Raw genomic sequence first — 24,530 nt, forward strand, 5'->3', positions numbered from 1 at the left:
TTAGTTAAAAAGAGTGAGTGTTTGAGGCAGCAGATTGATGACTTCAACAGGATCGGCTTACACTAACATTTCCCCAGAAGAGGTTTTTGTCTTTCCTGCATCGTTTGCTCAACAACGTTTGTGGTTTCTCGATCGCTTATTTCCCAATACTGCATTCTACAATGTCCCTACTACGCTGCGGCTTACAGGTGTACTAAATTTTGCAGCGCTGGAAAAAAGTTTTAATGCGATCGCATCTCGTCATGAAATACTACGTACTAGCTTTGATACTGAAGACGGGCAACTCGTACAAGTAATTTTGCCTCAAATTGAGGTGTCTTTACCATTAATCGATTTACAGCACTTGCATATTAGCGAACGAGAAGTTGCAGCCACAGAAGCGATCGCACATATAATTGAGCAACCTTTTAATCTTGCTGAGGGTTCTTTGCTACGAGTAGTATTAATCCAACTTAGCGAGCAAGAGTATGTTTTAGCGATCGTATTGCACCATATAGTTTTTGATGAGTGGTCGAGCGCTCTTTTAATTAAAGAACTAGGACTGCTTTATACTGCTTTTTGTACGGGTACGCCTTCGCCTTTACCAGAATTGACGATTCAGTATGCAGACTTTGCTCATTGGCAAAGGGAACGGTTGCAAGGAGAATTGTTAGCAACACAAATATCTTACTGGCGATCGCAATTGCAAGATTTACCAGTATTAGCAATATCTAGCGATCGCAAGCAAACCTCCCAAGGTGCAACTAAGTTCCTAGAATTACCGCAAAATCTGTATCAAGCGCTGTTAACACTAAGCCAGCAAGAAGGTGTAACTCTGTTTATGACACTACTTGCAGCGTTTCAAACTTTGTTATATCGTTACACGGGACAAACTGATATTGCTGTAGGTTTGCCTATTGCTAATCGCAATCGCCGAGAATTAGAAGAATTGATTGGTTTTTTTGCCAATAGTTTAGTGTTACGCACCGATTTATCCGATAATCCTACATTTCGTGAGTTGTTAGCTAGAGTTAAGCAAGTTGCAGTCGCAGCCTATACTCATCAAGATTTACCTTTTGAGAAATTGGTAGCAGAGTTGCATCCAGAACGCAATTTAAGCCAAAATCCTCTATTTCAGGTGGTATTTGCCCTGCAAAATGCGCCGATGGAACAATTAGAGTTACCAGGATTGACGCTATCGCCTTTTAAAGTTGATACTACAACCGCCAGGTTCGATCTTGAGTTTTATCTGTGGGAGTGTGGCGATAATTTTAGAAGCCTTTGGGGGGATTCTTGGCAGCAATCAGAAGGCTTAAGAGGCGTTTTAGTTTACAATACTGACTTATTTACTAGCGATGCGATCGCGCGAATGTTGCAACACTTCCAAACTCTATTATTTGGAATAGTTGCCAATCCCGATACAAGTTTAGCCGATCTGCCTTTGCTAACTAGCCGAGAACAACAGCAATTAGGAGAGTGGAATCAAACTAAGCGTAGTTATCCAGATTTATGCATACATCAATTGTTCGAGCAATCTGCAAACCAAAATCCCAATGCGATTGCTGTCAAGTTTGACGAACGACAATTAACCTACGAGCAATTAAATAGCGGTAGCAATCAACTGGCGCATTATTTGCAAAAGCTGGGTGTAGGTGTAGAAACGTTGGTAGGTATCTGCATGGAACCTTCGCCAGTAATGGTAGCAGCAATACTAGCTATTCTTAAAGCTGGCGGTGCTTACGTACCATTAGATCCATCTTATCCTCCAGAGCGATTGCAATTCATGGTAGAGGATGCACGAGTAACTGTAGTCATAACTCAAGACTCGCTACTGCATCTGTTTGGTGGTAATTTAAATATCGTTTGTGTAGAAAGAGATTGGAGTGCGATCGCATCTGCAAGCGTTGCAAACCCTATCACCCAAACAACTGCCGATAACCTAGCTTATGTAGTTTACACCTCTGGCTCTACAGGAACTCCCAAAGGTGTAGCAATACCCCATAAAGCTGTAAGTAGATTAGTCTGCAATCCTAACTACATCAATATAGAGATTACAGATAAAGTAGCTCAATGCGCCAATATCTCCTTTGATGCAGCAACTTTTGAGATTTGGGGGGCGCTGTTAAATGGCGCACAATTAGTAGGGATAAATCGAAAGGTTATCCTTTCCCCTCTAGAATTTACTCAAGAAATCCAGCAGCAAGAAATTAGTATTTTGTTTTTGACAACAGCTTTATTTAACCAAATAGTGCGGGAAGTACCATCGGCTTTTAGTTCGCTGCGCTACTTGTTATTTGGCGGGGAAGCAGTAGATGTAAAATTGGTGCAAGCTGTAATGGAAGGCGCACCACAACATTTATTGCACGTATATGGACCAACGGAAAATACTACGTTTACTTCGTGGTATGAGGTAGAATCGGGAGCTAAATCTGTACCGATTGGTAAAGCGATCGCCAATACGCAAATATATCTACTAGATGCCAATCTTAACCCCGTACCTGTTGGCGTTGTGGGCGAAATATATATTGGTGGCGATGGATTAGCGCGAGAGTATTTGCATCGCCCAGAATTGACGCAAGAGCGATTTATTGTTAACCCGCGTGTAGAGACGTTGCATGCAACGTCTCTACAACATTGTCGGTTGTATAAAACAGGGGATCTTGCCCGTTATCTGCCTGATGGTAATCTGGAATTTATTGGGCGCAGCGATAATCAGGTAAAAATTCGCGGCTTTCGGATTGAATTAGGCGAAATTGAAACAGTATTAAACCAACATAATAATGTACGTGAAGTGATTGTCCTAGTGCGAACAAATGTAGATGACGATCGCTCTATAATTGCTTACATCGTTCCTGTAAATAATCTCCAACCTACAGAATTACGAGATTTCTTAAAGGCAAAGCTACCAAGTTACGCACTACCTGCGGCAATTGTAATTTTACCAGCTTTGCCGCTAACACCCAACGGTAAAGTAAACCGCGCTGCCCTTCCTGCACCTGATTTTGCTCAATCTGAATTGTCACAAACGCCGCGCACCTCAGTTGAAAAACAATTAGTGCAAATATGGCAGGAACTTTTAGGCAAACAAGCAGGTATTAATGACAACTTTTTTGAATTGGGGGGACATTCCCTGTTAGCTACGCAATTAATTTCTAGAATACGCGATCGCTTAGGGTTTCAATTGCCGCTGCGTAAAGTTTTTGAGACACCTACAATTGCCGAAATAGCAGAGTATATAGATTTGCCTACAGCTAGTTCTAATCGAGAGGAGGTAGAATTTTGACTGCTGCTGAATTTCTCAACTACCTACACGAATTAGATATTCAGATTTACCTAGAGGGAGAACGTTTGCGCTGCAACGCCCCAGAGGGAATAATCACGCCACAGTTAAGCACCCAGATTGCTAAGTATAAACCTGAATTAGTCAATATATTGAGTTCTCAAGTCAAAAAAAGTCAAATTGTACCTGTAGGGCGCGATCGCTATTTACCGCTATCATTTGCACAACAAAGGTTGTGGTTTTTAGAGCAGTTAGTTCCTAATAATCCTTTTTATAACGTTCCGGCTGCAATTAGTTTGCAAGGAAATCTTGATTATTTAGCTTTGCAACGGGCTTTTGATGCGATCGTCCAGCGTCATGAAGCGTTGCGTACCAATTTCCTCAAAGTAAACGGACAACCAACTCAAATTATTGCTGCTAATGTCAAAGTACCTCTACCAATTGTAGATTTACAGCATTTACCTGCAACAGAGCGCCAATTAGCAGCAGCGCAAATTGCTACAGAAGAAGCAAGGCGATCGTTTAATTTGGCTACCGATTTGCTGCTCAGAGTAAAGTTATTGCAGCTAAGTGAAACTCAATACGTCCTATTACTAAATTTGCATCATATCGCTAGTGATGGCTGGTCGCTAGGCGTATTAATGCGCGAATTAGCCGCACTTTACACTAATACTGCACTTCCCAATTTACCTATTCAATATGCTGATTTTGCTTGCTGGCAAAGAGAATACTTGCAAGGAGAGATTCTAGAAACGCAACTAACTTACTGGAAGACACAATTAGCCGAGCTTACTACTCTTAATCTTCCCACAGATCGCGATCGCCCTACTGTGCAAACTTATAACGGAGCAACTCATAATTTAAAACTGTCACCTACTCTGACAGCAGCTTTAGAATCACTTAGCCAGCAAGCAGGTGTAACCCTATTTATGACGTTATTAGCAGCATTTCAAACATTGCTGCACCGCTATACAGGACAAGATGATATTGCTGTTGGTTCGCCTATTGCCAATCGCAACCGCAGCGAACTAGAATCATTGATTGGCTTTTTTGTCAATAGTTTAGTATTGCGCGTGAATCTTGGCGATAATCCGACTTTTCGGGAATTGTTAGCGCAAGTAAAAGAAGTGACTTTAGCCGCTTACGAGCATCAAGATATCCCATTTGAAAAATTAGTAGAGGAGTTGCACCCAGAACGAGATTTAAGCCGCAATCCCTTGTTTCAGGTAGTTTTTGCCTTGCAAAATGCGCCAATGCAACCATTGGAATTATCTGGATTAACTTTGCAACCGTTGAAGTTCGATGTTGCTACTACGCGCTTTGACTTAGAGTTGCATTTGTGGGAAAGCGGATATGGTTTAAGCAGCTTGTGGGAAGAGCAAATAGAAGGTATAAGCGGGTTTATTGCATATAATACCGATTTATTTGATGCCGAGGCGATCGCACTCTTTACAAACCACTTCCAAAATATATTAGCTGCTATTGTTGCTAATCCTGATACCCACATTGCAGATTTACCGTTGCTAAGTGCAGCAGAGAGTCATCAGCTTATAAATGAATGGAATCAAACTAAGTGCGATTATCCAGACAAATTATTTCATCAACTATTTGCGGCGCAAGCAGAGAAAACGCCTGACGCTATTGCTGTTGTTTGTGGAGATAAGCAAATAACTTATCAAGAACTAGACAAGCGTAGCAATCAACTAGCGCGTTACTTGCAAACATTAGGTGTTGCACCTGAAACTTTAGTAGGCATTTGCATAGAGCGCTCTATAGAAATGATAGTAGGGATACTAGGAATTTTCAAAGCAGGGGGAGCGTATGTACCTCTAGATCCCGATTATCCTAGCAATCGCTTGCAGTTTATCCTTGCAGATACTCAAATTGCGATTGTTGTAACTCAAGACTCTTTAGCTAAACTTTTTAGCGTAAAAACTATATGCTTAGATACTGACTGGGATGCGATCGCTAAATACTCCCCCGAAACTGCAAATAGCACCGTTACAGCAGATAATTTAGCTTACGTTATTTATACATCTGGTTCGACTGGTAAACCAAAAGGCGTTTTATTAGAGCATAGAGGGCTTTGTAATGTAGTTGCGGCGCAAGTTCAAGTATTTAACCTGCAAGCGCACAATCGCGTTTTACAATTTAGCTCTTTGAATTTTGATGCATCGATTTTCGAGATGTTTTTGGCTTTTGGCTGTGGTGCTAGTTTGTATATTCCGCCGCCAACAGCCCGATTACCTGGAGCCGATTTTGTTGCCTTTTTGCAGGATAATGCGATCGATACAGCAATTTTATCGCCTGCCGTCTTATCAGTATTACCAGCAGCAAAATTACCTGCATTGCAAACAGTTATATCAGGGGGTGAAGCTTGCAGCGAAGAAATTGTGAACCAATGGGCAAAAAATCGTTCTTTCTTTAATGCCTACGGACCTACAGAAGTTACAATTTGGGCAACAGTAGCTAAGTTGGATGTAGAGCAAAAACCATATATAGGTCGTCCTGTAGCTAATACCCAAGTTTACCTGTTAGACGATCGCCTGCAAATTGTACCTGTTGGTGTAGTTGGAGAAATATATATTGGTAGCGATGGATTAGCGCGGGGTTATTTAAATAGCGCAGATTTGACGCAAGAGAGGTTTATTACCAACCCATTTGTAGAGACGCAGCATTTATATAAAACAGGCGATCGCGCCCGCTATCTACCTGATGGTAATTTAGAATTTATCGGACGCATTGACGAACAAATCAAAATTCGTGGCTACCGGATTGAATTAGGGGAAATTGAAACCTTACTAAATCGCCACCCATTAGTAAAATCGGCGATCGCAATTGCCCACAAAGAGCGCATCATTGCATACATCATACCGCAGAACGAACCATCTCAATTGCAAATAGAGCAAATTTGGCAGTGGCAAAATCTTTATAACCAAACTTACAGCCAACCTGCGGTAAATAGCGATCGTACATTCAACATTATTGGTTGGAATAGCAGCTATACAAAGCAGCCCATCCCCGCTACCGAGATGCAACAGTGGGTAAATAACCGTGTCAGCCAAATTCTGAGTTTGCAACCTAAACGAGTCTTAGAGATTGGTTGCGGTACGGGCTTACTACTATTTCAAATCGCTCCTCATTGCACCCAATATATAGGAACTGACTTTTCCTCAGCATCAATCCAATATATAGAGCAACAATTAGCTATGCAACCTTTACCGCAAGTAGAGTTACAGCAAAGAATGGCTAACGACTTTACAGACATTGCGGCAAATAGTTTTGATGCAGCAATTCTTAATTCTGTAGTCCAGTATTTTCCGAGCGTAGACTATTTACTGCAAGTATTAGAGCAAGCAATTAATACAGTTGCGCCTGGTGGCTTTATCTTTATTGGTGACGTAAGAAATTTACATCTATTACCAGCCTTTTACGCTGCAGTGCAATTGCACCAAGCAGACGACAACATAAGTCGAGAACAATTGCACAAACAAGTTATGACAGCAATGTTTCAAGAAACCGAACTTGCGATCGCACCAGCATTTTTTCAGGTTTTACAACAGCGTTTTGCCCAAATTAGCCATATTCAAATTCAGCCCACAAGAGGAAGAAGTCGCAACGAATTAACCCAATTCCGTTACAACGTCATCCTACATATCCACCCATCGTCATGTAGAGACGTAGCACTGCTACGTCTCCCGCTTCCCCCAGAAGATTCCAATTGTCAATTAAATTGGACGCAAGATAATTTAAATTTTGCCGCAGTACGCCAATATTTAAGCAAAAATCAACCAAATATATTGTGCATTACAGCAATTCCCAACGATCGCGTACTAGCAGCCGTCACAACAGCAAAATGGCTAACAGACGAAACAGCACCTAAAAATGCTAGACAAATGCGCGATACACTTTCACAACTAGAACAATCAGGTATTGAACCGGAAGACTGGTATAGCTTAGAAGCAGAACTACCATACAGCGTCGATTTAAGTTGGTTAAATACAGACTCTACAGGCTGTTATGACGTTATATTGCAACACAACGCGCTGCACCAAAATAATTACTGCTTAGACAAACAAATACCCATTAATCCTTGGGAAACTTACGCCAATAAGCCATTACAGGCGCAATTTACTCGCACTTTGACTCCCCAATTGCAAAATTACCTAGAGCAGAATCTACCTAAATATATGATTCCTTCTGCCTTGGTAATATTAGAGCAATTTCCCCTCACAGCCAACGGCAAAATTAACCGCCGCGCTTTACCGACTCCTGAATTAATCCAACTAGATAGTAAACCTGATACTGCACCGCGATCGCCTATCGAGCAAAAATTAGCTCATATTTGGACTGACTTGCTAGGAATTAAACATATCGGCATTCACGACAACTTCTTCCATTTGGGTGGACATTCCTTACTTGCAACACAACTAACTTCCCGCATCCGCGATACATTCGGGGTAGAGTTACCATTGCAAAGCATCTTTGAGACTCCCCAAATTGCTCAAATAGCTAGTGCGATCGCCGATTTACAAAGCCGTCAAATGCAGCAAACACCAGGAATTGTCAGGCTTTCCCGCGACGCACATCGCCGCCAACGTTCCTCTTTTGATAATACAGGCAGGTAATGGCTAACAACGAATTTGTTTTTCCTGCATCTTTTGCTCAACAGCGGCTATGGTTTCTGTGCCAATTAGCGCCTAATAATCCTTTTTACAATGTTTCTGCTGCTATTCGCCTCAACGGATATCTTAATATCAATGCTTTAGAACAAACGTTTAACGAAATTGTGCGCCGTCATGAAGTGTTACGCACAACCTTTGAGATGGTGGAAGGACAATTAAATCAAGTTGTTGCAGAGGAAGCAAGTTTAACTTTTAAATTTATAGACTTGCGCTACCAGGCTGCAAAAGAGCAAGATACTGAAGTAAGGCAAAAAGCGATCGCATTATCCCAACGCCCTTTCGATCTCGCCGCCGATCTTCTCCTACGAGTAACGTTATTCCAGTTAAATGCAACCGAGCATATATTACTCCTAAGTCTGCATCATATTATTGCTGATGGTTGGTCTATTGGCGTGTTGATTTCCGAAATTAGCACTCTTTATACAACCTTTGATGCTGGTAAAGACTCGCCTTTACCAGATTTACCGATTCAATACGCTGATTTTGCTTATTGGCAAAGAGAACATTTACAAGGGGAGGTATTAGAGTCGCAACTAGCTTACTGGCGATCGCAACTTGCAAATCTGCCTACTCTAAATTTACCAAGCGATCGCCCCCGTCCTGCTATCCCCAGCTATAAAGGTGCAACTCAACCTCTAGAACTATCAAACAGCTTATCTACTTCCTTAGAATTGCTTAGTCAAGAAGTAGGCGCAACCCTATTTATGACGCTTTTGGCAGCATTCCAAATATTAATGTCTCGTTATACAGGGCAAACAGATATTGTTGTCGGTTCGCCAATTGCCAACCGCCATCGGGCGGAAATAGAGCCATTAATTGGCTTTTTTGTCAATAATTTGGTGTTAAGAACCGATTTAGCAGGCAATCCTACATTTAAGGAGGTTTTACTGAGAGTAAAAGCAGCTACGTTAGGAGCTTATGCTCATCAAGATTTGCCGTTTGAGAAGTTGGTAGAATTGCAGCCGCGCGATCTAAGCAGACATCCATTATTTCAAGTTGCGATCGCATTTGCTAATACACCAATTACAGCTTTAGACTTACCAAACCTAACTCTAAGCCAATTTGAGTTTGATGAGGGTACTAGCAAGTTAGATTTAGAATTGCATTTCTGGAATTTAGCAGGAATTAAAGGAAAAGCTATTTACAATACGGATTTGTTCGATAGAGATACTATTTGTCGCATAATAGGTCATTTTCAAACTTTATTATCTGAAATTGTTGCAAATCCAGATAAAAAAATTGCAGATTTAAATATTTTGCCAGCAGCAGAACGCCAACAGTTACTTAACCAGTGGAATAATATTGCTATAGGAAATCGCTGCATTCACGAGTTATTTATAGAACAAGCAAATAAGACTCCTGACGCGATCGCAATTAGCTATGAAAACGAGCAAATTACCTACCAAGAGTTAGACAAGCGTAGCAATCAACTAGCGCATTACTTACAAAAACTAGGAGTTGCACCAGAAATTATTGTCGGGATTTGTTTAAAGCGATCGCCCAACGCAATAATCGCCATATTAGGGATTCTCAAAGCTGGGGGCGCATATTTACCATTAGATCCAGCTTATCCGCCTGAACGCTTGCAAAGCACGATTGAAGATGCCCAAGTATCTATTTTATTAACGCAGCAATCCTCAATTCAGCCTAATTGCCGCCAAATATATATAGACGATTGGAGTGCGATCGCGCAAGCAAGCCAACAAGCTGTTATTAGCAATGTAAGTAATAAAAATCTTGCTTATGTAATATATACTTCTGGTTCCACAGGAAAACCCAAAGGCGTTTTAGTCGAACATGGTGGATTGAGTAATTTAGCTCAAGCGCAGATGCAGACATTCAATCTCAAAAGCGAAAGTCGGATTTTGCAATTTGCCTCACTGAGTTTTGATGCCTCAATTTTTGAAATAATTATGGCTTTAACTGTAGGCGCAACGCTTTATATAGTGTCTGAATCGGCGCGTTTGGGTACAGCATTATTAGATTACATCCAACAACATTCTATTACCCACGCTACCCTACCTCCGGCGGTACTCAAAAATTTAACGCCTAGAGAATTACCGACATTGCAGACTCTAATTGTTGCTGGCGAAGCCTGTACGGCGGAAATTGTTGCTAATTGGGCAAAAGGAAGGCGGTTTTTCAATGCGTATGGATTAACGGAAACAACAGTATGGTCTACAGTTGCAGAGATAAAGGATAGGATTTCGATTGGTTGTGCGATCGCAAATACGCAAATATACATCCTTGACGAACACTTACAACCCGTTCCGATTGGCATTCCTGGAGAAATATATATAGGTGGAATAGGTGTAGCGCGAGGTTATTTACATCAACCCGAATTAACAGCAGAAAAATTCATTCCCAACCCCCATGTAGAATCATTCATCCAAAATCCCCAATTTCATCGTTTATACAAAACTGGAGATATCGCCCGTTATCTCCCTGATGGCAATATAGAATTTATCGGTCGCCATGACAACCAAGTTAAAATTCGCGGCTACCGCATTGAACTAGGAGAAGTTGAAAACCTCTTATCGCAACACCCAGCCATCAAAACCGCCGCAGTCACAAACACAGACAAGCAGTTAACAGCGTGTATAGTCTTTCAGCCCAACCTAACAGCCACTACAGTCCAATTGCAGCAATTTCTCCAGCAAAAATTACCAAATTACGCCATCCCCTCAGCTTATGTAGTGCTACCAACTTTACCGCTAACTAATAGCAGCAAAATAGACAGAAATGCCTTAAAAGCATTGAATATCGATAAATTAGAGCATTCTTATATTGCTCCGCGCACCCCAACAGAAACTACCATTACCAAGATTTGGGAGCAAATACTAAAACTAGAGCAAGTAGGCGTAGAAGACAACTTTTTTGCCTTGGGTGGAGATTCGTTGCTTGCAGTTAACTTATTAGAGCAAATAAATCGGCAATTTGAGCAAAATATCCCATTATCGGCGCTGTTTAGTTCGCCAACTATTGCCCAATTCGCGCCGCTAATCGAGAACAACTATACAGAACATTGGTCGCCTGTAGTACCCTTGCAACCCAAAGGTGCTAATTTACCGTTCTTCTGCGTTCATCCTATTTTCGGCGTTGTTTTGCCTTATTACGAGTTAGCTTGTCAACTAGGAACGCAGCAGCCATTTTATGGACTGCAAGCATTGGGATTAGATGGCGGACATCAACCATTAACGAGTATTGAAGAGATGGCGGCTTGCTATATTAAAGCGATGCGTCAAGTGCAGGCGCAAGGTCCTTATCAAATCGGTGGTTGGTCTTTTGGCGGCTTATTAGCCTTTGAAATGGCGCAACAGTTGCAGCAATTAGGAGAAAAAGTAAGCCTTTTAGCAATAATTGATACGCGATCGCCTATTTCTGCTAATCAGCCTTCTTTCTGGGCTGGTTGGTCCTTTCTTGTTACTACTGCAACTCGCTCTATATATCCATTTTTGCTCGATTATTGGTCGATAATTAGCGATCGCTTTCCTAAGTCTCTCAAAAGAAAAACAATTAGTAGCCTGCTTCCTCAAGAAACTAAGTTACGAATGCTAGACGAATTGACAGTACATCGGCTATTACAAGTTTTTGCAGCAAACAGTCGAGCGACATTGAAATATGTACCGCAAAAGTATAGTGGGGCGATCGCTTTATTTACCAGCAATTCTTTTAAAGATAAGCACGATCCAACTCTAGGTTGGAGTCAAATAGCCGCATCTGGCGTAGAAGTTCATAATATACCTGGTAATCACCTCAGTATGCTCAAACAGCCGCACATACAAGTGCTAGCAGAGAAACTATATCAGTATTTAGCAAAAAATAGTAATTTATAACAAGTGGTGCTGATTTGGGAAGGCTATAACTCCAACGCTACAACCCACCGCCTAGAAGCCTACTTTTGTTCTTGCTTATCTTCTGGTCGTTGAGTAGCAGCAGCGTTCTCAGGAGCTTCAGCCGCTCTTAAGGCATCAGGTCCTTCAGGTAACAATTCTTGGGGGCTTGTATCCGAGGCTGATTCGTCAATCAAACCGTTAGTATTCGTATTGGGCTTTGCTGAATTACCCTTATGGCTGGCGTGACCGCTTGGCATAACTCTTCCTCAATTAGAATGGATAACATTCCAGATTACGATCGCAACAATAAGAAACACCACTACCTAAGGCTGAATCATTAGCACGTCATGATTCTGTCTCTTGAAATAGGTCAACCTTATCAGAAATTTCTAGCAAGTAGGCAAAAAATTACTTTGCTTGAAATGCAAGCTATGTCTTGAAGCTGCATCGGAAGTACGACCAAAATAATTAGTAATTAAAGCAGTAGGGTGCGTTGCAAGTCAACGCACCCTACCAGTTTGGCTAAATAGATATTTTTGTATCGATATTAACAATCTCTTGTTGCAAACAAATCATTAGATATAGATCCAAGTCAATCCTAATGGCAGACAATTCCAGCAAATTCTCGACGGTAACATAAAAGCAAGCTATTGAGAAATTTTGCCATGAAAAATTCTACAATCAACACTGAGCAAGTTCCAGCTATTGCCCCTGCCTACAATGGAGCAGATCGCAATGCCTGGATTTTTGGCTGGAACCCACAACAAGAGCTATGGAATGGTCGTTTAGCAATGATTGGTTTTGTCTCCTATTTGCTTTGGGATTTAGGCGGTTATAGCGTTGTGCGCGATGTTCTTCATCTAGTCGGTTATTAGTTGCAGTAGTAAAGTTCACAGGAAAAATCCTCTCATGCAAACATCAACATCATCAGCAAATTCTGCGATTAGGTACAGCGCTTTAAGCGTGGGTCTTTTATTCTTAATCTTAGGTTTAGCTGGCTTCATACCTGCTTTTGTTGCTCCCGCTCCCAATGCTACTGTTTTACCAGGCTTTGGCTACCTATTTGGGGTATTTCCTACCAACTATTTTCATGATGCGATCGGTATTTTGGTAGGTTTATGGGGAATTGCGGCATTTACCAGCTTAAGCGGAGCAATTGTATTCAACCGCATCTTTGCTATCCTCTATGCAGCCAGCGTTATTTTAGGATTGCTGCCTTTTACAAATACATTGTTTGGGATTACACCCCTGTTTGGTAATAATATCTGGCTTGATGCTCTAACAGCCGCGATCGCTTTTTACTTTGGATTTGTCAAGTCAGCACAAATCAGTGCAGCGAGTTCGCCTAATGCTCAACCTACTGTATAACAATTACCCTACTGGGATTGTTGGTGGGTATTGTTATATGTTGTAGAGACGTAGCATTGATATGTTGTAGAGACGTAGCAGTGCTACGTCTCTACCAGGGTGTTGTGGGGTAAATATAGGGTTAATTTTTTGTCCAAAATTTTAATGGTTCGAATTCTGATGTGCGGCTGAAATACTCTCGCTCGGCGATAATTAGGGCTTCTGCGGCTTTGGCATCTAATGGTCTAGAGAAGAAATAGCCTTGCCCGTATTCGCATTTTAAGGATTTAAGCTGATACATTTGCTTTTTGGTTTCAATCCCTTCGGCTACTGTATCCATGCCCAAATTCCAAGCTAGTCCAACGACTGTACGAATAATTTCGATTTTGCCCAAATCGACATCGACGCTGTTAACAAACGAGCGGTCGATTTTCAAAGTATCGATCGGAAAACTATGCATATAACTCAAAGATGAGTAACCTGTGCCAAAGTCATCTAGAGACAAACGGATACCTAAAGCTTGCATCTGCACGAGCATCGCATTGACGGCAGCAGCATTTTCTACTAATACGCTTTCAGTAATTTCTAATTTCAAACTATAACTATTAAGCTGAGTTTCTTGTAAAATCTGGGCGATTTGCTCGATTAAATCGCTTTGGGCGAACTGTTTGGTAGATAAATTTGCGCTCATAATCAAGCGTTGCTTGCTGGGAAATTGGTCTTGCCACGCCTTCAGTTGACGGCAAGCTTCGCGCAGTACCCAAGAACCAATCGGGTTGATCAATCCTGTAGCTTCGGCAACAGGGATAAACTCTACTGGAGAAATAAAACCTCGTTCGGGATGTTGCCAGCGAATCAGTGCCTCAAATCCGCTGATGCGGCAAGTTTTGAGCGAGACAATCGGCTGGTAATATAGGACAAATTCTTCACGAGCGATCGCTTTTCGCAAATCTTGTTCTAATTGCAGTCGCGCCATCGATTGTTCGCGGGCAGTGCTATCAAAAATTTGATAGCCTCCAGCAATTCCATGCTCTTTGGCGCGGTACATGGTAACGTCTGCATCGCGTAAGATGTCTGCCGATTTCTTGTAGCCCGTACTACTCAAGGCAACCCCAATACTCACGCTGGCAAAGATTTCGTTGCCATCAATCGTAAAGGGCAAGGCTAGTTCTGCTTGCAGGCGCTCGGCAACTTGGATGGCATTATCCTTGTCTTTGATATTATCTAGCAAAATTGTAAATTCATCGCCCCCCAAGCGGGCTACAGTATCTTCAGGACGCACGCACGACTCTAGTTTGCGGGCGATTTCTGCTAACAGGCGATCGCCTAGTAAATGCCCGAAGTTGTCATTAATAAATTTAAATCTGTTAAGGTCTAAGAATAGTACGGCAAATAAATAGCTGCGCTCCTCTCTAGCGCGGCTGAGGGCATCTTCTAATAGCTCCATAAATAAACCGCGATTTGCTAGCCCTGTCAAGCTGTCGTGGCAAGATTCGTAGACTAATTGTGCTTCTGCGGCTTTTTTGGCGGTAATATCGGTTTGAGAACCAGCCATGCGATGATATCTGCCATCGCTACCTTTGACAGCAATACCTCGAACTAACATCCAGCGTTCTTTGCCATCTTGATGCAAAATTCGGCATTCAGTTTCTAAGTGAGACGATTTCCCTTCGAGATGCTCGGCGATCGCGCTTTGCAAACAATCTACATCTTCAGGATGTACGCGACTAAACCATTCTTCTGCAGTATTGCCCATCTCTTTATCCCCTAACCCAAACATAGCTTTCCACCGAGGAGAAAAATAAATTTCTTGCGACTTTAAATTCCAATCCCACAATCCATCGTTTGCACCAAGTTCGGCTAGAGCGTATCTTTCTTCGCTCTGGCGCAGGGCTTGTTGCGTTAATCGACGTTCTTCTTCTACTCCAATGGCAGCGCTAATAATTCCCAAAATTTTGCGATCGCTTTGGCTAACAATATACTTTTCTTCATACAGGGCGCAGGTTATACCGATTTGGTTGTTGTTACATTTGACTGCTTGACCGATGTAAGTTTGCCAGTTTTCACGCAGAATATTCTGTTCGCTTTGAACGAATTTGCTGTTTGCTAAGTCGCTGACAATAAATGCTTCGCCGCTATTTTGCGCGATCGCTTCTGTGCAAATTCGCGCGATCGCTGTATCGCCATCAAGAGCGCCTTTTGTTGTACTCCATTGCCCTACTAAGGTTAAAACGCCATCCTCAAGGCGGTAATACAAAACACAATTTGCTACTAACAATTCGCCGCCAAGTGTTGTTAGCTTTTGAATGTTGACGATTGGATCGGCTGTAAAACTCAAAAAACACTCGTTGATTTTGGCTAAACGTTCTTCGAGTTGTTGGCGCTCTGTAATATCTCGCTTTACTGCTACGTGGTGCGTAATTACACCAGATGAATTAAATATTGGCGAAATAGTTACTTCCTGGTGATACAACTTGCCATCTTTACGTTTGCCAATGTATTTACCGCTCCATACTTGACCGTTTTTTAAGGTGTTTGATATGTTTTCATAAAAACATCTATCGTGTTGTCCGCTTCTGAGTAAGGCGGCTGATGTTTTACCTATTACCTCAGCACGCTGATAGCCAGTAATTTTTTCAAAGGCTGGGTTAACATAGAGAAATTTCGCCTCTGTATCGGTAATTTCGATGGCTTCTACTACTTGTTCTATCGCTGTGGATAATAAAGTGTTTTCTGCTTCGGCTTTTTGGCAATCGCTAATATCTCGCGCAACACAAATTAATCCCTGGATTTCTCCTGTTTCGTCTTGCAATAACGAACTGGAAAAGCTGATAGGTAATCTAGTCCCATCTTTTTTTAAATAGTTAGTTGTAATATTACTAACTACTTGTCCTGCAAAGTCAAAATTTATATCGTTTAATATGAGATCGATAGTTACACCGATTAATTCTGATTCTTTATAACCTAAATATTTTGTAGTTACTTGATTGAGCTTGATTATTTTATTAGTTTTGTCTAAAAATATTAAACTATCACCTGTTGCTGTTAAAACACTGTCGACATAATTTGTTCTAAAGCTTGATGAGGGGTAAACATTGATAATATCTTTTAACTTTATTTCGCCTTTGGCAATATTTTTAAAGTTAAGTATTCGTCGATCTAAAGAGCGTAGTATAAATAAAATGCTAGCAGTGCTGACAATTAAAATGGCTATAGCTAAAAAAGTAACTAAACTATTTGCATTTGTAAGTGACCTTTCAAGTTTGGCATTTCTTTCTATTAATTCTGTAGGCGTATATATTGCAGAAATATGCAGTCGAGATGGTAGATTTATACTAAATTGAGCAGCAGGCAAAATAGCTGCTTTTGAAGTATAATTATTTTGAGCGATCGCCTGTGAATATCTTCGGGCAAAATCTAATTCTGCCTCATTTCCTGTTGTAAATAAAATAGTTTTTATAGATGAATTTTCCCCTATTCGAGCGAACTTAGCTGCAAAAACTAAATTGCGAATAAGTAGGAAACTAGATATTGTTCCTGTCATCAAAGGAAGGACAAGGAAAATAAGAATTAACTTATAAAGGGGCTTCATTTTTTATTTGTATCTTTGCTGTTACTGACATAATTTATGTTCTCAGACAAACAGATCGAGCTTTTACATTCAAATAGTAACGGGTGTATATTATGAATTTTTGCTTAATTTAATTTAGGGGGCAATAGCATTAATTGAGAGAATTCATCTAGGCATGATATTAAGAAAGGTATAGTTTTTTGACAAAATTAAAGGCACAAGTAGAAATAGTTAGGTAACAGGCGATCGCCATATTTGCTTAATACTAACTAAAATAGGGATAGAGTAAGTCCCTATCCCTATTTTTCCCTACAACAGTAAAGATCGAACAGATTTATCTCAGTAAAATTACTGATTTTATGAACTAAAACCGCCAGCCAATACCACCTTGGATGGAAATAGCATTACCGCCATTACCTTTGTATCCATCAACAGCAATAACAGCGTTGCCAAAAATCACCGTATTGCTGTTAGGTAGAACGTAATCAATCCCAGGTTGAATCGCAAAGCTAGTTTGATTGCCTACTGGAGATAAACTATCGCCGCTAGTCAAAACAAAGCCAGCACCCACGTAAGCATCAGTTTGCCAATTGAGGGGGAGATCGTAGGAAACCGTTGGCACAATAGCTGTATTACCGCCAATTAAAGCTTGAGTGCGTACAGAAATAGGTAGCTTGAGAAACTTATAACGCACGCCAACAGCACCACCTAAAGATTGTTCCTCTTGGCTAGAATCAGTAACGCTCACAGCAGGAGACACGCCAAAATAGCTACCATAGGCGGGTTTAGCCGTAGCAGGTGAGTGATAGATATAGACGAAAAGCGGCATAAGTCCGCCAAAAACCAAATACTTGAGGCGATCGCTCTTCATTGCTTTTTTTATTAATTAAGAAGGAGATAAGGGGGACCACAGGGGGATCTACGGACAACGGGGATGGCGACCACCTTGAGTACAAATGTAGGCAATTTGCTTAGGATCGAGGTTTTTGACGTTTGTAAAGTCTACGCCTTCGACTACAGCCGATTTTGCCTCGGTTGGAGGTGTTTCGATAAACTGGTCTGATTGGATAGAGTTTGACTGAGCAAAAATTGCTCCTTGCAAATCTGCTCCTGTCAAATCAGCTTCCCGCAAATCGGCTTGAGTAAGATCGGCATGGCGTAAGTTGGCATTTTGCATCTGCGCTTGCTTCAAGTTAGTGCTTTGGAGACGAGCAGCGTTGAGGTTGGCGTTGTTGAGATTAGCGCGGCTCAAATCAGCTTTAGATAAATCGGCTCCTTGCCAATTGGATGCTTTCAAGTTAGCTTGTTGCAAGTTAGTACCCAAGGCACTAGCGCGACTCAAACGCGCAGCGGATAAATCGGCTTTAGCTAAATTGGCTGCACCTAAATTTGCGCCAGTTAAACTAGCTTCTGCTAGCACTGCTTGTTGTAAATTTGCCTCTACCATCTGAGTGCTGCTTAAGTTAGCGCTTTTGAGGTTAGCACCAGTAAGGTTAGCTTGGTTGAGGATGGCGTGTAGCAAGTTAGCGCCTGGGAGCGTAACGCGGCTAAGATCGGCATCTGTTAGGTTGGCTGCTTGTAGTTGCGCGTCAGTTAAATTAGCGATCGCACCATTTTCTTGATTTTGCCAGCGAGTACCTTGCAAGCTAGCGCCGTTAAGATTTGCACCTTTTAGGTCGATTCCTGATAGATCGATGCGATCTAGTACCAAGCTAAAACCAACAACAGGAGCGCTGGTGTGACCTAAATTTGTCCAGCTTAAGTCTTGCGATCGCAGTTTACCGCTGTATATTGTCATAATTTGGGCGATCGCTGCTTGGTTTGCTTGCAGTTTTTCGCTGCTACTTGGATCTTGTGCTAGCGATTGGTTCAGGCGTTGCAAATATGGTAAGGCTCTAGGTCCGCTTGTTACCAGTGCTTGTTGCACGATCTTACTTAATTCGGAATTGTCTGATTCTTGTACGAGGAGGTTGACAAGTAACTGCATCGCTTGGGGAGCGTTGACTGTTCCCAAGTTAAGAATTGCTTGTTCGCGCTCTGACAAACTAGCGTCTGAATTAGCGCTTAATATTTTTGTCGCTGCTAATAGTTGTTCGCTGTTGTAAGCGGCGATTTGTCCGCTATTTATTTGCGTCCGAACATAGACTTGCGTACCAATCAAAGTTCCCAAAACTGCAGTTGCACTGCAACTTGCGATCGCAACTAAGGCAAATCTAGGATTTTGGCGCATCCACAACCATAAATCTAAATTGCGCTGTTTGACTTTAGGCAGCGCGACAATAGCGGCGTTAGCTCCATTATTTGCAGGTTTGCGCCCGCGGTAGATATTGGATGTGTCCCATTCAATCGGCTGACCGTTTTCCGCACTCAAACGCCCAGAAATGGGCGCATAAACGCGATTGGCATTAATAACGTACGTTCCTGCCAAGCGATCGTGAAACGAGCGGCGCTGGCGGTCAAATCGGGCGCTCATACCTTCTGCCAATACCATTAACCCTGCTAAGGATATAAGCATGGTGGGGTTGGGGAATAGTCCCGTACAGCGCCATAGTGTATAAGCAATTGTCAGTGGCAATCCCCAAGTCCCAACACCTTCACGGACTAATATTTTAGTAATGCCTGGTGGTTTTCCAGCGCTGGTGACAACTCTGAGTCCAAACCACCGCTTGGGTAAGGTGCTGCCTGTTTTGGCTAGTAGATATATTTGCCAACTGCTTAGAGCAATTGGTGTCAATAGGGCAACCGACCATAGTACATTTGTAAGTGGTGGTACTTGCTTATTTTCCTCGCTTTGCGGCAGCGCCAACGTAGTTGCGATCGCTTTTTGGGCTGTGGCTACTACTGGATTTAGCGGTACTTGTTCTCCTGTTAAATGGTGTTGGACAAAGTTCCCTATGCTCAAGGGAACTAATGCGCTCGTTGCAATCATCGATACTTCAATCGCCCAAGCCGCAAAGCGCCTAGTTACCAAAGGTTGCGTTCGCAACTTTGCTTGCCTAAATTTGCGATCTTGGTTGATACCTCTCCCCACACTTGGATTAGCCATCTGAGATCCTTATATGATTTTTTCTATCCCCAGCATCTCGCCTGCGGATTTGGTTATTTTTTATGTTCGCTGCGCCCGTTTTCCGCAGAAGCCTCGGACACTAAGCAGCGCGGTTGCGATTTAATAAAAACTGATACATACCGTACACCAGCAAGCCTAGAAATGCCAAACTAAACAGCGAGGCGACTAAGCTCAATAAAGTTCGCAAGATGGCAAAGCCTACGACAATCCCCACGCCAGCAACAATTATCTTGCCAGCATTGGGTAATGCCTTAAATAAGCTAATAAATTTATTTAAGTTCGATGAAACTGTTGCAGATGGCTTCTGGTTTCCTGGTGTTACTGGTTGAGCGCTGCTTGGCGGTGTATTTAACTCTATTTCTAGCTTTTCGAGACGGCGCTGTAATTCGCGATCGCTTTGGTCATTACTCATTGCTGGTTAACGCTCTATTGATGGTATCAGCCAAAAATTATAATTTAGCTTAACTTAGGTATTTAGCGAAATTTTAGCTAATTTTAGTTTTTCCAGCTAACTCCATAGGCATGATAAATTCAAGAGCGATCGCAATTTAACCGATCCCTATTGCAGGTATCTGTATAAACTGCACTAATAACTCGATTTTTAACTTTTGTATATTCTTATATAGAAGTATTAATATGTATTTATTTATACTAGCAAACTGTTCGCTGCGTTCGACTCCTAGCAAAATTAGTCTTCTAGAGCTTTGGTTGGTACTTCTACAGCTTGCACTTCGATTGTCCCAGAAGGAGTCAAACGGCTAAACTTACCTTGCTCTACTTTTAACGGTTCGCCACAGCTAGGACATTGGAGTTGAGTTTTATTTAAGCCTGTAAATTCGTAGCGACACACAGGACAATTGGCTTGAATCAGATTTTTTTGCAGCCACCACTGAAATCCAAAAAACCCTAACACTGGTACTAACAGCAACAAACCCACCAAAACTAAAAACCAATTCACCAGCCAGCCTAAACCTACCGAACCTAGCAACCAAATAATTGTCAAGGCGGTGAGCCAACGACCTAAACTGGAAAAATTAACATCAAAAGATTTCAAGCTCATATTTACGGTTGTTGTATTGCTCTCTATTTTAGGATAGCTAATTTCTAGAAGCGTTTGATTTAGGAACAAGGGAGGCAAAGGAGCGCTGAAATTTAACTTAAAGTGCCGTATTTGACGATTAGCAAACAGTTTCTTCCGTCTTCGCCGCGTTCGTAGACTACTCTATCTGCCAAACGCCGCAAGAGAAACCAACCGTATCCACCTTCTTGTAGCGTACCTGGTTCTGGTTCTTTAATCGCATCGGGGTTAAATGGCTTGCCTTTGTCCCAAATTCTAATTTCAAATCTGTCAGTCCATAAAGTTAAATCGATATCAATGGTTGTTTCTGGGGGTAAAGATTGATGGGCATGACGAACAGCGTTGGTAAATCCCTCAGCTAGAGCTAAATTCAGGCGATAAAGCTCTCGATCTGACCATAACAGTAAAGGTAGATGTCGCAGACAAAATTGCTCGAACCATTGTTGAACTTGGTTGAGAAATTCCAGATTGGTATATACCGTCAAATGGTCTTGCTTTAACATAAACTAGCTCGACCGCAGTTTGAGTTCAAAACAGGGCAGTAGACTTTTAGCAAAAGTACCTTTTGCAAGATGCACGAGTCAAGATTAACAGCAAAATTAAACTATTGGACTGCAAAGCCCTTTACTTTATAACCGACTTTGGCAAAAACTTGAATAATTAGCTAAAAGCTCAAAGATTTGACTGCATAATTCGCGCATTCGCGCTGTTTTATTGGGTACAAACTTCCAGAAAAATCTTGGATACCAGGTGGTCTTTAATTAGTAGCGCTTTTTTGCCCCTACCAATTGTAATTACGAATTATCAATTATGAATTACCACTTTGTGGCTCGATCGCAATTAATATCTATAAAAATTGACACCTGTAATGTTTCTTGGCAGCACAAAAGCACTAAGTAGGAAACTACAGGTGTCAATGCATGAATCTAGGAGATTCTAGCGAGTTTAGAACAGACCAAATGTAAATGACTTATCAATTGGGAAAGCTGCACCAATACCCAGCCATAATGTAATCAACGTCCCAATCAGAAATACTGTAGTCGCAACGGGACGGCGGAAGGGGTTTTGAAACTTGTTGACGTTCTCGATAAAGGGAACAGCAATAAGTCCTAGAGGCACAGAAGCCATCGCCAAAACGCCTATAAGTTTGTTAGGAACTGAACGCAGAATTTGGAATACCGGATACAAGTACCATTCTGGAAGAATTTCTAGAGGAGTTGCAAAGGGATTTGCTGGTTCTCCACTCATGACAGGATCTAACACCGATAGAGCAACAATACAGGCTCCTGTTCCCAAAATTACTACTGGGAAGATATATAGCAGGTCGTTAGGCCATGCGGGTTCGCCATAATAGTTATGACCCATACCCAATGCTAGCTTTTCGCGTAATTTGGGATCTGTTAGATCCGGCTTTTTAATCGTTGCCATCTTTAAAAAGTGTTCTCCAAATGTAGGGTGAATAAAACAGTGACCAGTGACCAGTGACCAGTGACCAATTAAATTACAAAGGACCGGAGATGCCTTGCTTGCGAATCATCAAGAAGTGCAGCAGCATAAATACAGCAATCAGCCAAGGCAAAACAAAGGTATGAGCGCTGTAATAGCGAGTCAGAGTTGCTTGACCTACACTCGAACCGCCGCGCAACAAATCAGCGATCAACGTGCCTACTACGGGGATTGCTTCTGGTACGCCGCTAACAATTTTCACAGCCCAGTATCCGACTTGATCCCAAGGCAATGAGTAACCAGTTACACCAAAGGAAACGGTGATGACTGCCAAAACTACACCCGTTACCCAAGTTAACTCGCGGGGCTTTTTGAAGCCGCCTGTAAGATAAACTCGGAAAGTGTGCAAAATCATGATCAACACCATCATGCTTGCTGACCAGCGATGAACGGAGCGGATCAGCCAACCGAAGTTAACATCCGTCATGAGGTACTGTACCGAAGAGTAAGCTTCAGCAACAGTAGGTTTGTAGTAAAAGGTCATTGCAAATCCAGTAGCAAACTGGATTAAAAAGCAAGTTAGAGCCATCCCGCCGAAGCAGTAAAAAATATTAACGTGAGGAGGGACGTACTTACTGGTTACGTCGTCAGCAAGCGCCTGAATTTCTAAGCGCTCCTCAAACCAGTCGTAAACATTTGCCATACAATTTTTGAAGTTCCTGAGAATGGATTACGGTTGATTAAACTTCTATCACTATTTTAGTTAATAGAAGTTAATTTTCTAAGATTTGCCGATCGCTAGCATTAGCAGCACATTTAGCGTTGTCTAATGCAGTTGACGAGCTTGGCTTTAGCTAGTGCGCTACCGTTAACGGTCAGCAGCTAGCTGAGTTTTTCTGCATCAGTTCTATAAAAAAAGTAACATAGTCGAGAGGACGATTACATTAATTTGACGAGCAATTAGGGCGCAAAATCCTAGAGATTGACAAAACTAATAGATGGACGCAATGCACAAACGAGTTTTTCAAGTTGGGATCGCAATTGTACTATCAATATCGATCGCTTTAAATGGTTGGGTGTCAGAAGCAGCAGCATTGACTAACGAGCAAAAACTTGTGGCTGAGGCTTGGCGAGTTGTCAACCGCACTTATTTGGATGACACTTTTAATCACCAAAATTGGGCAGCAGTTAGGCAAAAAGTCATCAAGCAGCCTCTAAAAGATAAAGAATCCACATATACTGCTATCCAACAAATGGTTGCCAGTTTAGGCGATCCTTTTACTCGTTTTTTGCGTCCAGAACAATATCGCAGTTTGCAGGTAAATACGTCTGGAGAGTTGACAGGTGTAGGCTTGCAGATTGCTTTAGATGCTCAAACAGGCGCTTTGGAAGTAGTTGCGCCCATAGCTGGTTCGCCAGCAGATAAAGCTGGGATTCGTCCGCGCGATCGCATTACGCAAATTAATGACACGCCCACAGCAGAAATTACCCTCGACGAAGCCGCCGCCAAAATGCGGGGAACAATTGGCAGTCACGTTGCTTTAACTATAGAACGTGAGGGCGAAAGCAAGCAGATCGATTTGGTACGCGATCGCATTGAGTTAAATCCTGTAGTTGCGGAACTAAGAACGTCACCTAATGGCGTACCGATTGGTTACATTCGTTTGACTCAGTTTAATGCTAATGCCACAGCCGAAGTAGCTCATGCGATCGCTAATTTAGAAAAACAAGGGGCGGATGCCTATATTCTCGATTTACGCAACAATCCTGGCGGTTTATTGCAAGCTGGCGTGGAAATTGCGCGTTTGTGGTTAGATGAGGGTACGATTGTCTACACGGTGAATCGTCAAGGTATTCAAGGCAGTTTTGCTGCTTATGGTTCGCCGCTAACACGCGATCCTTTAGTAGTTTTGGTCAATCAAGGTTCTGCTAGCGCTAGCGAAATTTTGGCAGGTGCGCTGCAAGATAACGGACGGGCGACTTTGGTAGGCGAAACTACGTTTGGCAAAGGTTTAATTCAGTCTTTATTCGATTTTTCTGATGGTTCGGGTTTGGCTGTGACGGTGGCTAAGTATGAAACTCCCAGCCATCGAGATATTAATAAGTTAGGGATATCGCCCGATCTTACTGTGAAGTTAGAACCAATTACCCGCGATGAGCTAGCAACACCAACCGACAAGCAATATCAAGCAGCTGTGGAATTTTTGAATACCAAGTCAGTAGTCGCTAAAGCAGCCTAGA

General features: G+C 42.0%; 15 protein-coding genes. 6 read left to right on the forward strand and 9 right to left on the reverse strand.

Features of this window, described 5'->3' with window-relative positions; all coding sequences use genetic code 11:
- The first annotated feature begins 37 nt into the window (after window positions 1-37).
- The 3 genes from UH38_RS15725 to UH38_RS15735 are packed head-to-tail and all read left to right on the forward strand — an operon-like array spanning window position 38 to window position 11,780.
- Window positions 38-3,262 carry a non-ribosomal peptide synthetase gene (locus UH38_RS15725; RefSeq protein ID WP_045055624.1) on the forward strand — a complete coding sequence of 1,075 codons (3,225 nt, stop codon included), beginning with the start codon at window positions 38-40 and terminating at the stop codon, window positions 3,260-3,262.
- Window positions 3,259-7,887, forward strand: coding sequence for a non-ribosomal peptide synthetase (locus tag UH38_RS15730; protein WP_052672410.1), 4,629 nt, complete (start codon window positions 3,259-3,261; stop codon window positions 7,885-7,887). The genes UH38_RS15725 and UH38_RS15730 overlap by 4 nt, the downstream gene beginning before the upstream one ends.
- On the forward strand, window positions 7,887-11,780 hold the full coding sequence (locus UH38_RS15735) for a non-ribosomal peptide synthetase (RefSeq protein ID WP_045055626.1): 3,894 nt from the start codon (window positions 7,887-7,889) through the stop codon (window positions 11,778-11,780). The genes UH38_RS15730 and UH38_RS15735 overlap by 1 nt, the downstream gene beginning before the upstream one ends.
- A 59-nt stretch (window positions 11,781-11,839) precedes the next feature.
- Here UH38_RS15735 and UH38_RS15740 read toward each other — a convergent pair whose 3' ends face one another.
- A complete protein-coding gene (locus UH38_RS15740) occupies window positions 11,840-12,037 on the reverse strand; it encodes a hypothetical protein (protein ID WP_045055627.1) in 198 nt (65 codons plus the stop codon).
- A 408-nt stretch (window positions 12,038-12,445) separates the two neighbouring features.
- Between UH38_RS15740 and UH38_RS15745 the strand changes: the two genes are divergently transcribed.
- Both UH38_RS15745 and UH38_RS15750 read left to right on the forward strand, forming a co-directional pair.
- Complete coding sequence (locus UH38_RS15745) at window positions 12,446-12,655, forward strand: chlorophyll a/b-binding protein (protein ID WP_045055628.1); 210 nt, start codon at window positions 12,446-12,448, stop codon at window positions 12,653-12,655.
- A gap of 34 nt (window positions 12,656-12,689) precedes the next feature.
- The gene (locus tag UH38_RS15750) at window positions 12,690-13,148 is read left to right on the forward strand and encodes a DUF4383 domain-containing protein (RefSeq protein ID WP_045055629.1); all 459 of its coding nucleotides are present in this window, start codon (window positions 12,690-12,692) and stop codon (window positions 13,146-13,148) included.
- Between the two features lie 121 nt (window positions 13,149-13,269).
- On the opposite strand, the gene UH38_RS24895 is transcribed toward UH38_RS15750, so the two are convergent.
- The 8 genes from UH38_RS24895 to petB form a co-directional block, all read right to left on the reverse strand.
- A complete protein-coding gene (locus UH38_RS24895) occupies window positions 13,270-16,719 on the reverse strand; it encodes a sensor domain-containing protein (protein WP_052672411.1) in 3,450 nt (1,149 codons plus the stop codon).
- Window positions 16,720-17,062: 343 nt separating this feature from the next.
- Entirely contained in the window at window positions 17,063-17,569 is a 507-nt protein-coding gene (locus tag UH38_RS15760) for a hypothetical protein (RefSeq protein ID WP_052672412.1), read from the reverse strand.
- A gap of 48 nt (window positions 17,570-17,617) precedes the next feature.
- On the reverse strand, window positions 17,618-19,744 hold the full coding sequence (locus UH38_RS15765; protein ID WP_045055630.1) for a pentapeptide repeat-containing protein: 2,127 nt from the start codon (window positions 19,742-19,744) through the stop codon (window positions 17,618-17,620).
- Window positions 19,745-19,844: 100 nt separating this feature from the next.
- Entirely contained in the window at window positions 19,845-20,177 is a 333-nt protein-coding gene (locus UH38_RS15770) for a hypothetical protein (protein ID WP_045055631.1), read from the reverse strand.
- 276 nt (window positions 20,178-20,453) lie between these two features.
- Complete coding sequence (locus tag UH38_RS15775) at window positions 20,454-20,825, reverse strand: hypothetical protein (protein ID WP_045055632.1); 372 nt, start codon at window positions 20,823-20,825, stop codon at window positions 20,454-20,456.
- A gap of 92 nt (window positions 20,826-20,917) precedes the next feature.
- Entirely contained in the window at window positions 20,918-21,346 is a 429-nt protein-coding gene (locus tag UH38_RS15780; protein ID WP_045055633.1) for an ATP-binding protein, read from the reverse strand.
- A 442-nt stretch (window positions 21,347-21,788) separates the two neighbouring features.
- Complete coding sequence (gene petD, locus UH38_RS15785; protein WP_045055634.1) at window positions 21,789-22,271, reverse strand: cytochrome b6-f complex subunit IV; 483 nt, start codon at window positions 22,269-22,271, stop codon at window positions 21,789-21,791.
- A 73-nt stretch (window positions 22,272-22,344) separates the two neighbouring features.
- Window positions 22,345-22,992, reverse strand: coding sequence for a cytochrome b6 (petB, locus tag UH38_RS15790; protein ID WP_045055635.1), 648 nt, complete (start codon window positions 22,990-22,992; stop codon window positions 22,345-22,347).
- A gap of 295 nt (window positions 22,993-23,287) precedes the next feature.
- Between petB and ctpA the strand changes: the two genes are divergently transcribed.
- A complete protein-coding gene (ctpA, locus tag UH38_RS15795; protein ID WP_045055636.1) occupies window positions 23,288-24,529 on the forward strand; it encodes a carboxyl-terminal processing protease CtpA in 1,242 nt (413 codons plus the stop codon).
- Window position 24,530: the final 1 nt, after the last annotated feature.

Source organism: Aliterella atlantica CENA595 (assembly GCF_000952155.1).
Classification (GTDB): domain Bacteria; phylum Cyanobacteriota; class Cyanobacteriia; order Cyanobacteriales; family Chroococcidiopsidaceae; genus Aliterella; species Aliterella atlantica.

Coding starts and splice junctions, on each gene's coding strand:
- UH38_RS15725 (WP_045055624.1), top strand. CDS start 38: ATGACTTCAACAGGATCGGCTTACACTAACATTTCCCCAGAAGAGGTT.
- UH38_RS15735 (WP_045055626.1), top strand. CDS start 7,887: ATGGCTAACAACGAATTTGTTTTTCCTGCATCTTTTGCTCAACAGCGG.
- UH38_RS15740 (WP_045055627.1), bottom strand. CDS start 12,037: ATGCCAAGCGGTCACGCCAGCCATAAGGGTAATTCAGCAAAGCCCAAT.
- UH38_RS15745 (WP_045055628.1), top strand. CDS start 12,446: ATGAAAAATTCTACAATCAACACTGAGCAAGTTCCAGCTATTGCCCCT.
- UH38_RS15750 (WP_045055629.1), top strand. CDS start 12,690: ATGCAAACATCAACATCATCAGCAAATTCTGCGATTAGGTACAGCGCT.
- UH38_RS24895 (WP_052672411.1), bottom strand. CDS start 16,719: ATGAAGCCCCTTTATAAGTTAATTCTTATTTTCCTTGTCCTTCCTTTG.
- UH38_RS15760 (WP_052672412.1), bottom strand. CDS start 17,569: ATGAAGAGCGATCGCCTCAAGTATTTGGTTTTTGGCGGACTTATGCCG.
- UH38_RS15765 (WP_045055630.1), bottom strand. CDS start 19,744: ATGGCTAATCCAAGTGTGGGGAGAGGTATCAACCAAGATCGCAAATTT.
- UH38_RS15770 (WP_045055631.1), bottom strand. CDS start 20,177: ATGAGTAATGACCAAAGCGATCGCGAATTACAGCGCCGTCTCGAAAAG.
- UH38_RS15775 (WP_045055632.1), bottom strand. CDS start 20,825: ATGAGCTTGAAATCTTTTGATGTTAATTTTTCCAGTTTAGGTCGTTGG.
- UH38_RS15780 (WP_045055633.1), bottom strand. CDS start 21,346: ATGTTAAAGCAAGACCATTTGACGGTATATACCAATCTGGAATTTCTC.
- petD (WP_045055634.1), bottom strand. CDS start 22,271: ATGGCAACGATTAAAAAGCCGGATCTAACAGATCCCAAATTACGCGAA.
- petB (WP_045055635.1), bottom strand. CDS start 22,992: ATGGCAAATGTTTACGACTGGTTTGAGGAGCGCTTAGAAATTCAGGCG.
- ctpA (WP_045055636.1), top strand. CDS start 23,288: ATGGACGCAATGCACAAACGAGTTTTTCAAGTTGGGATCGCAATTGTA.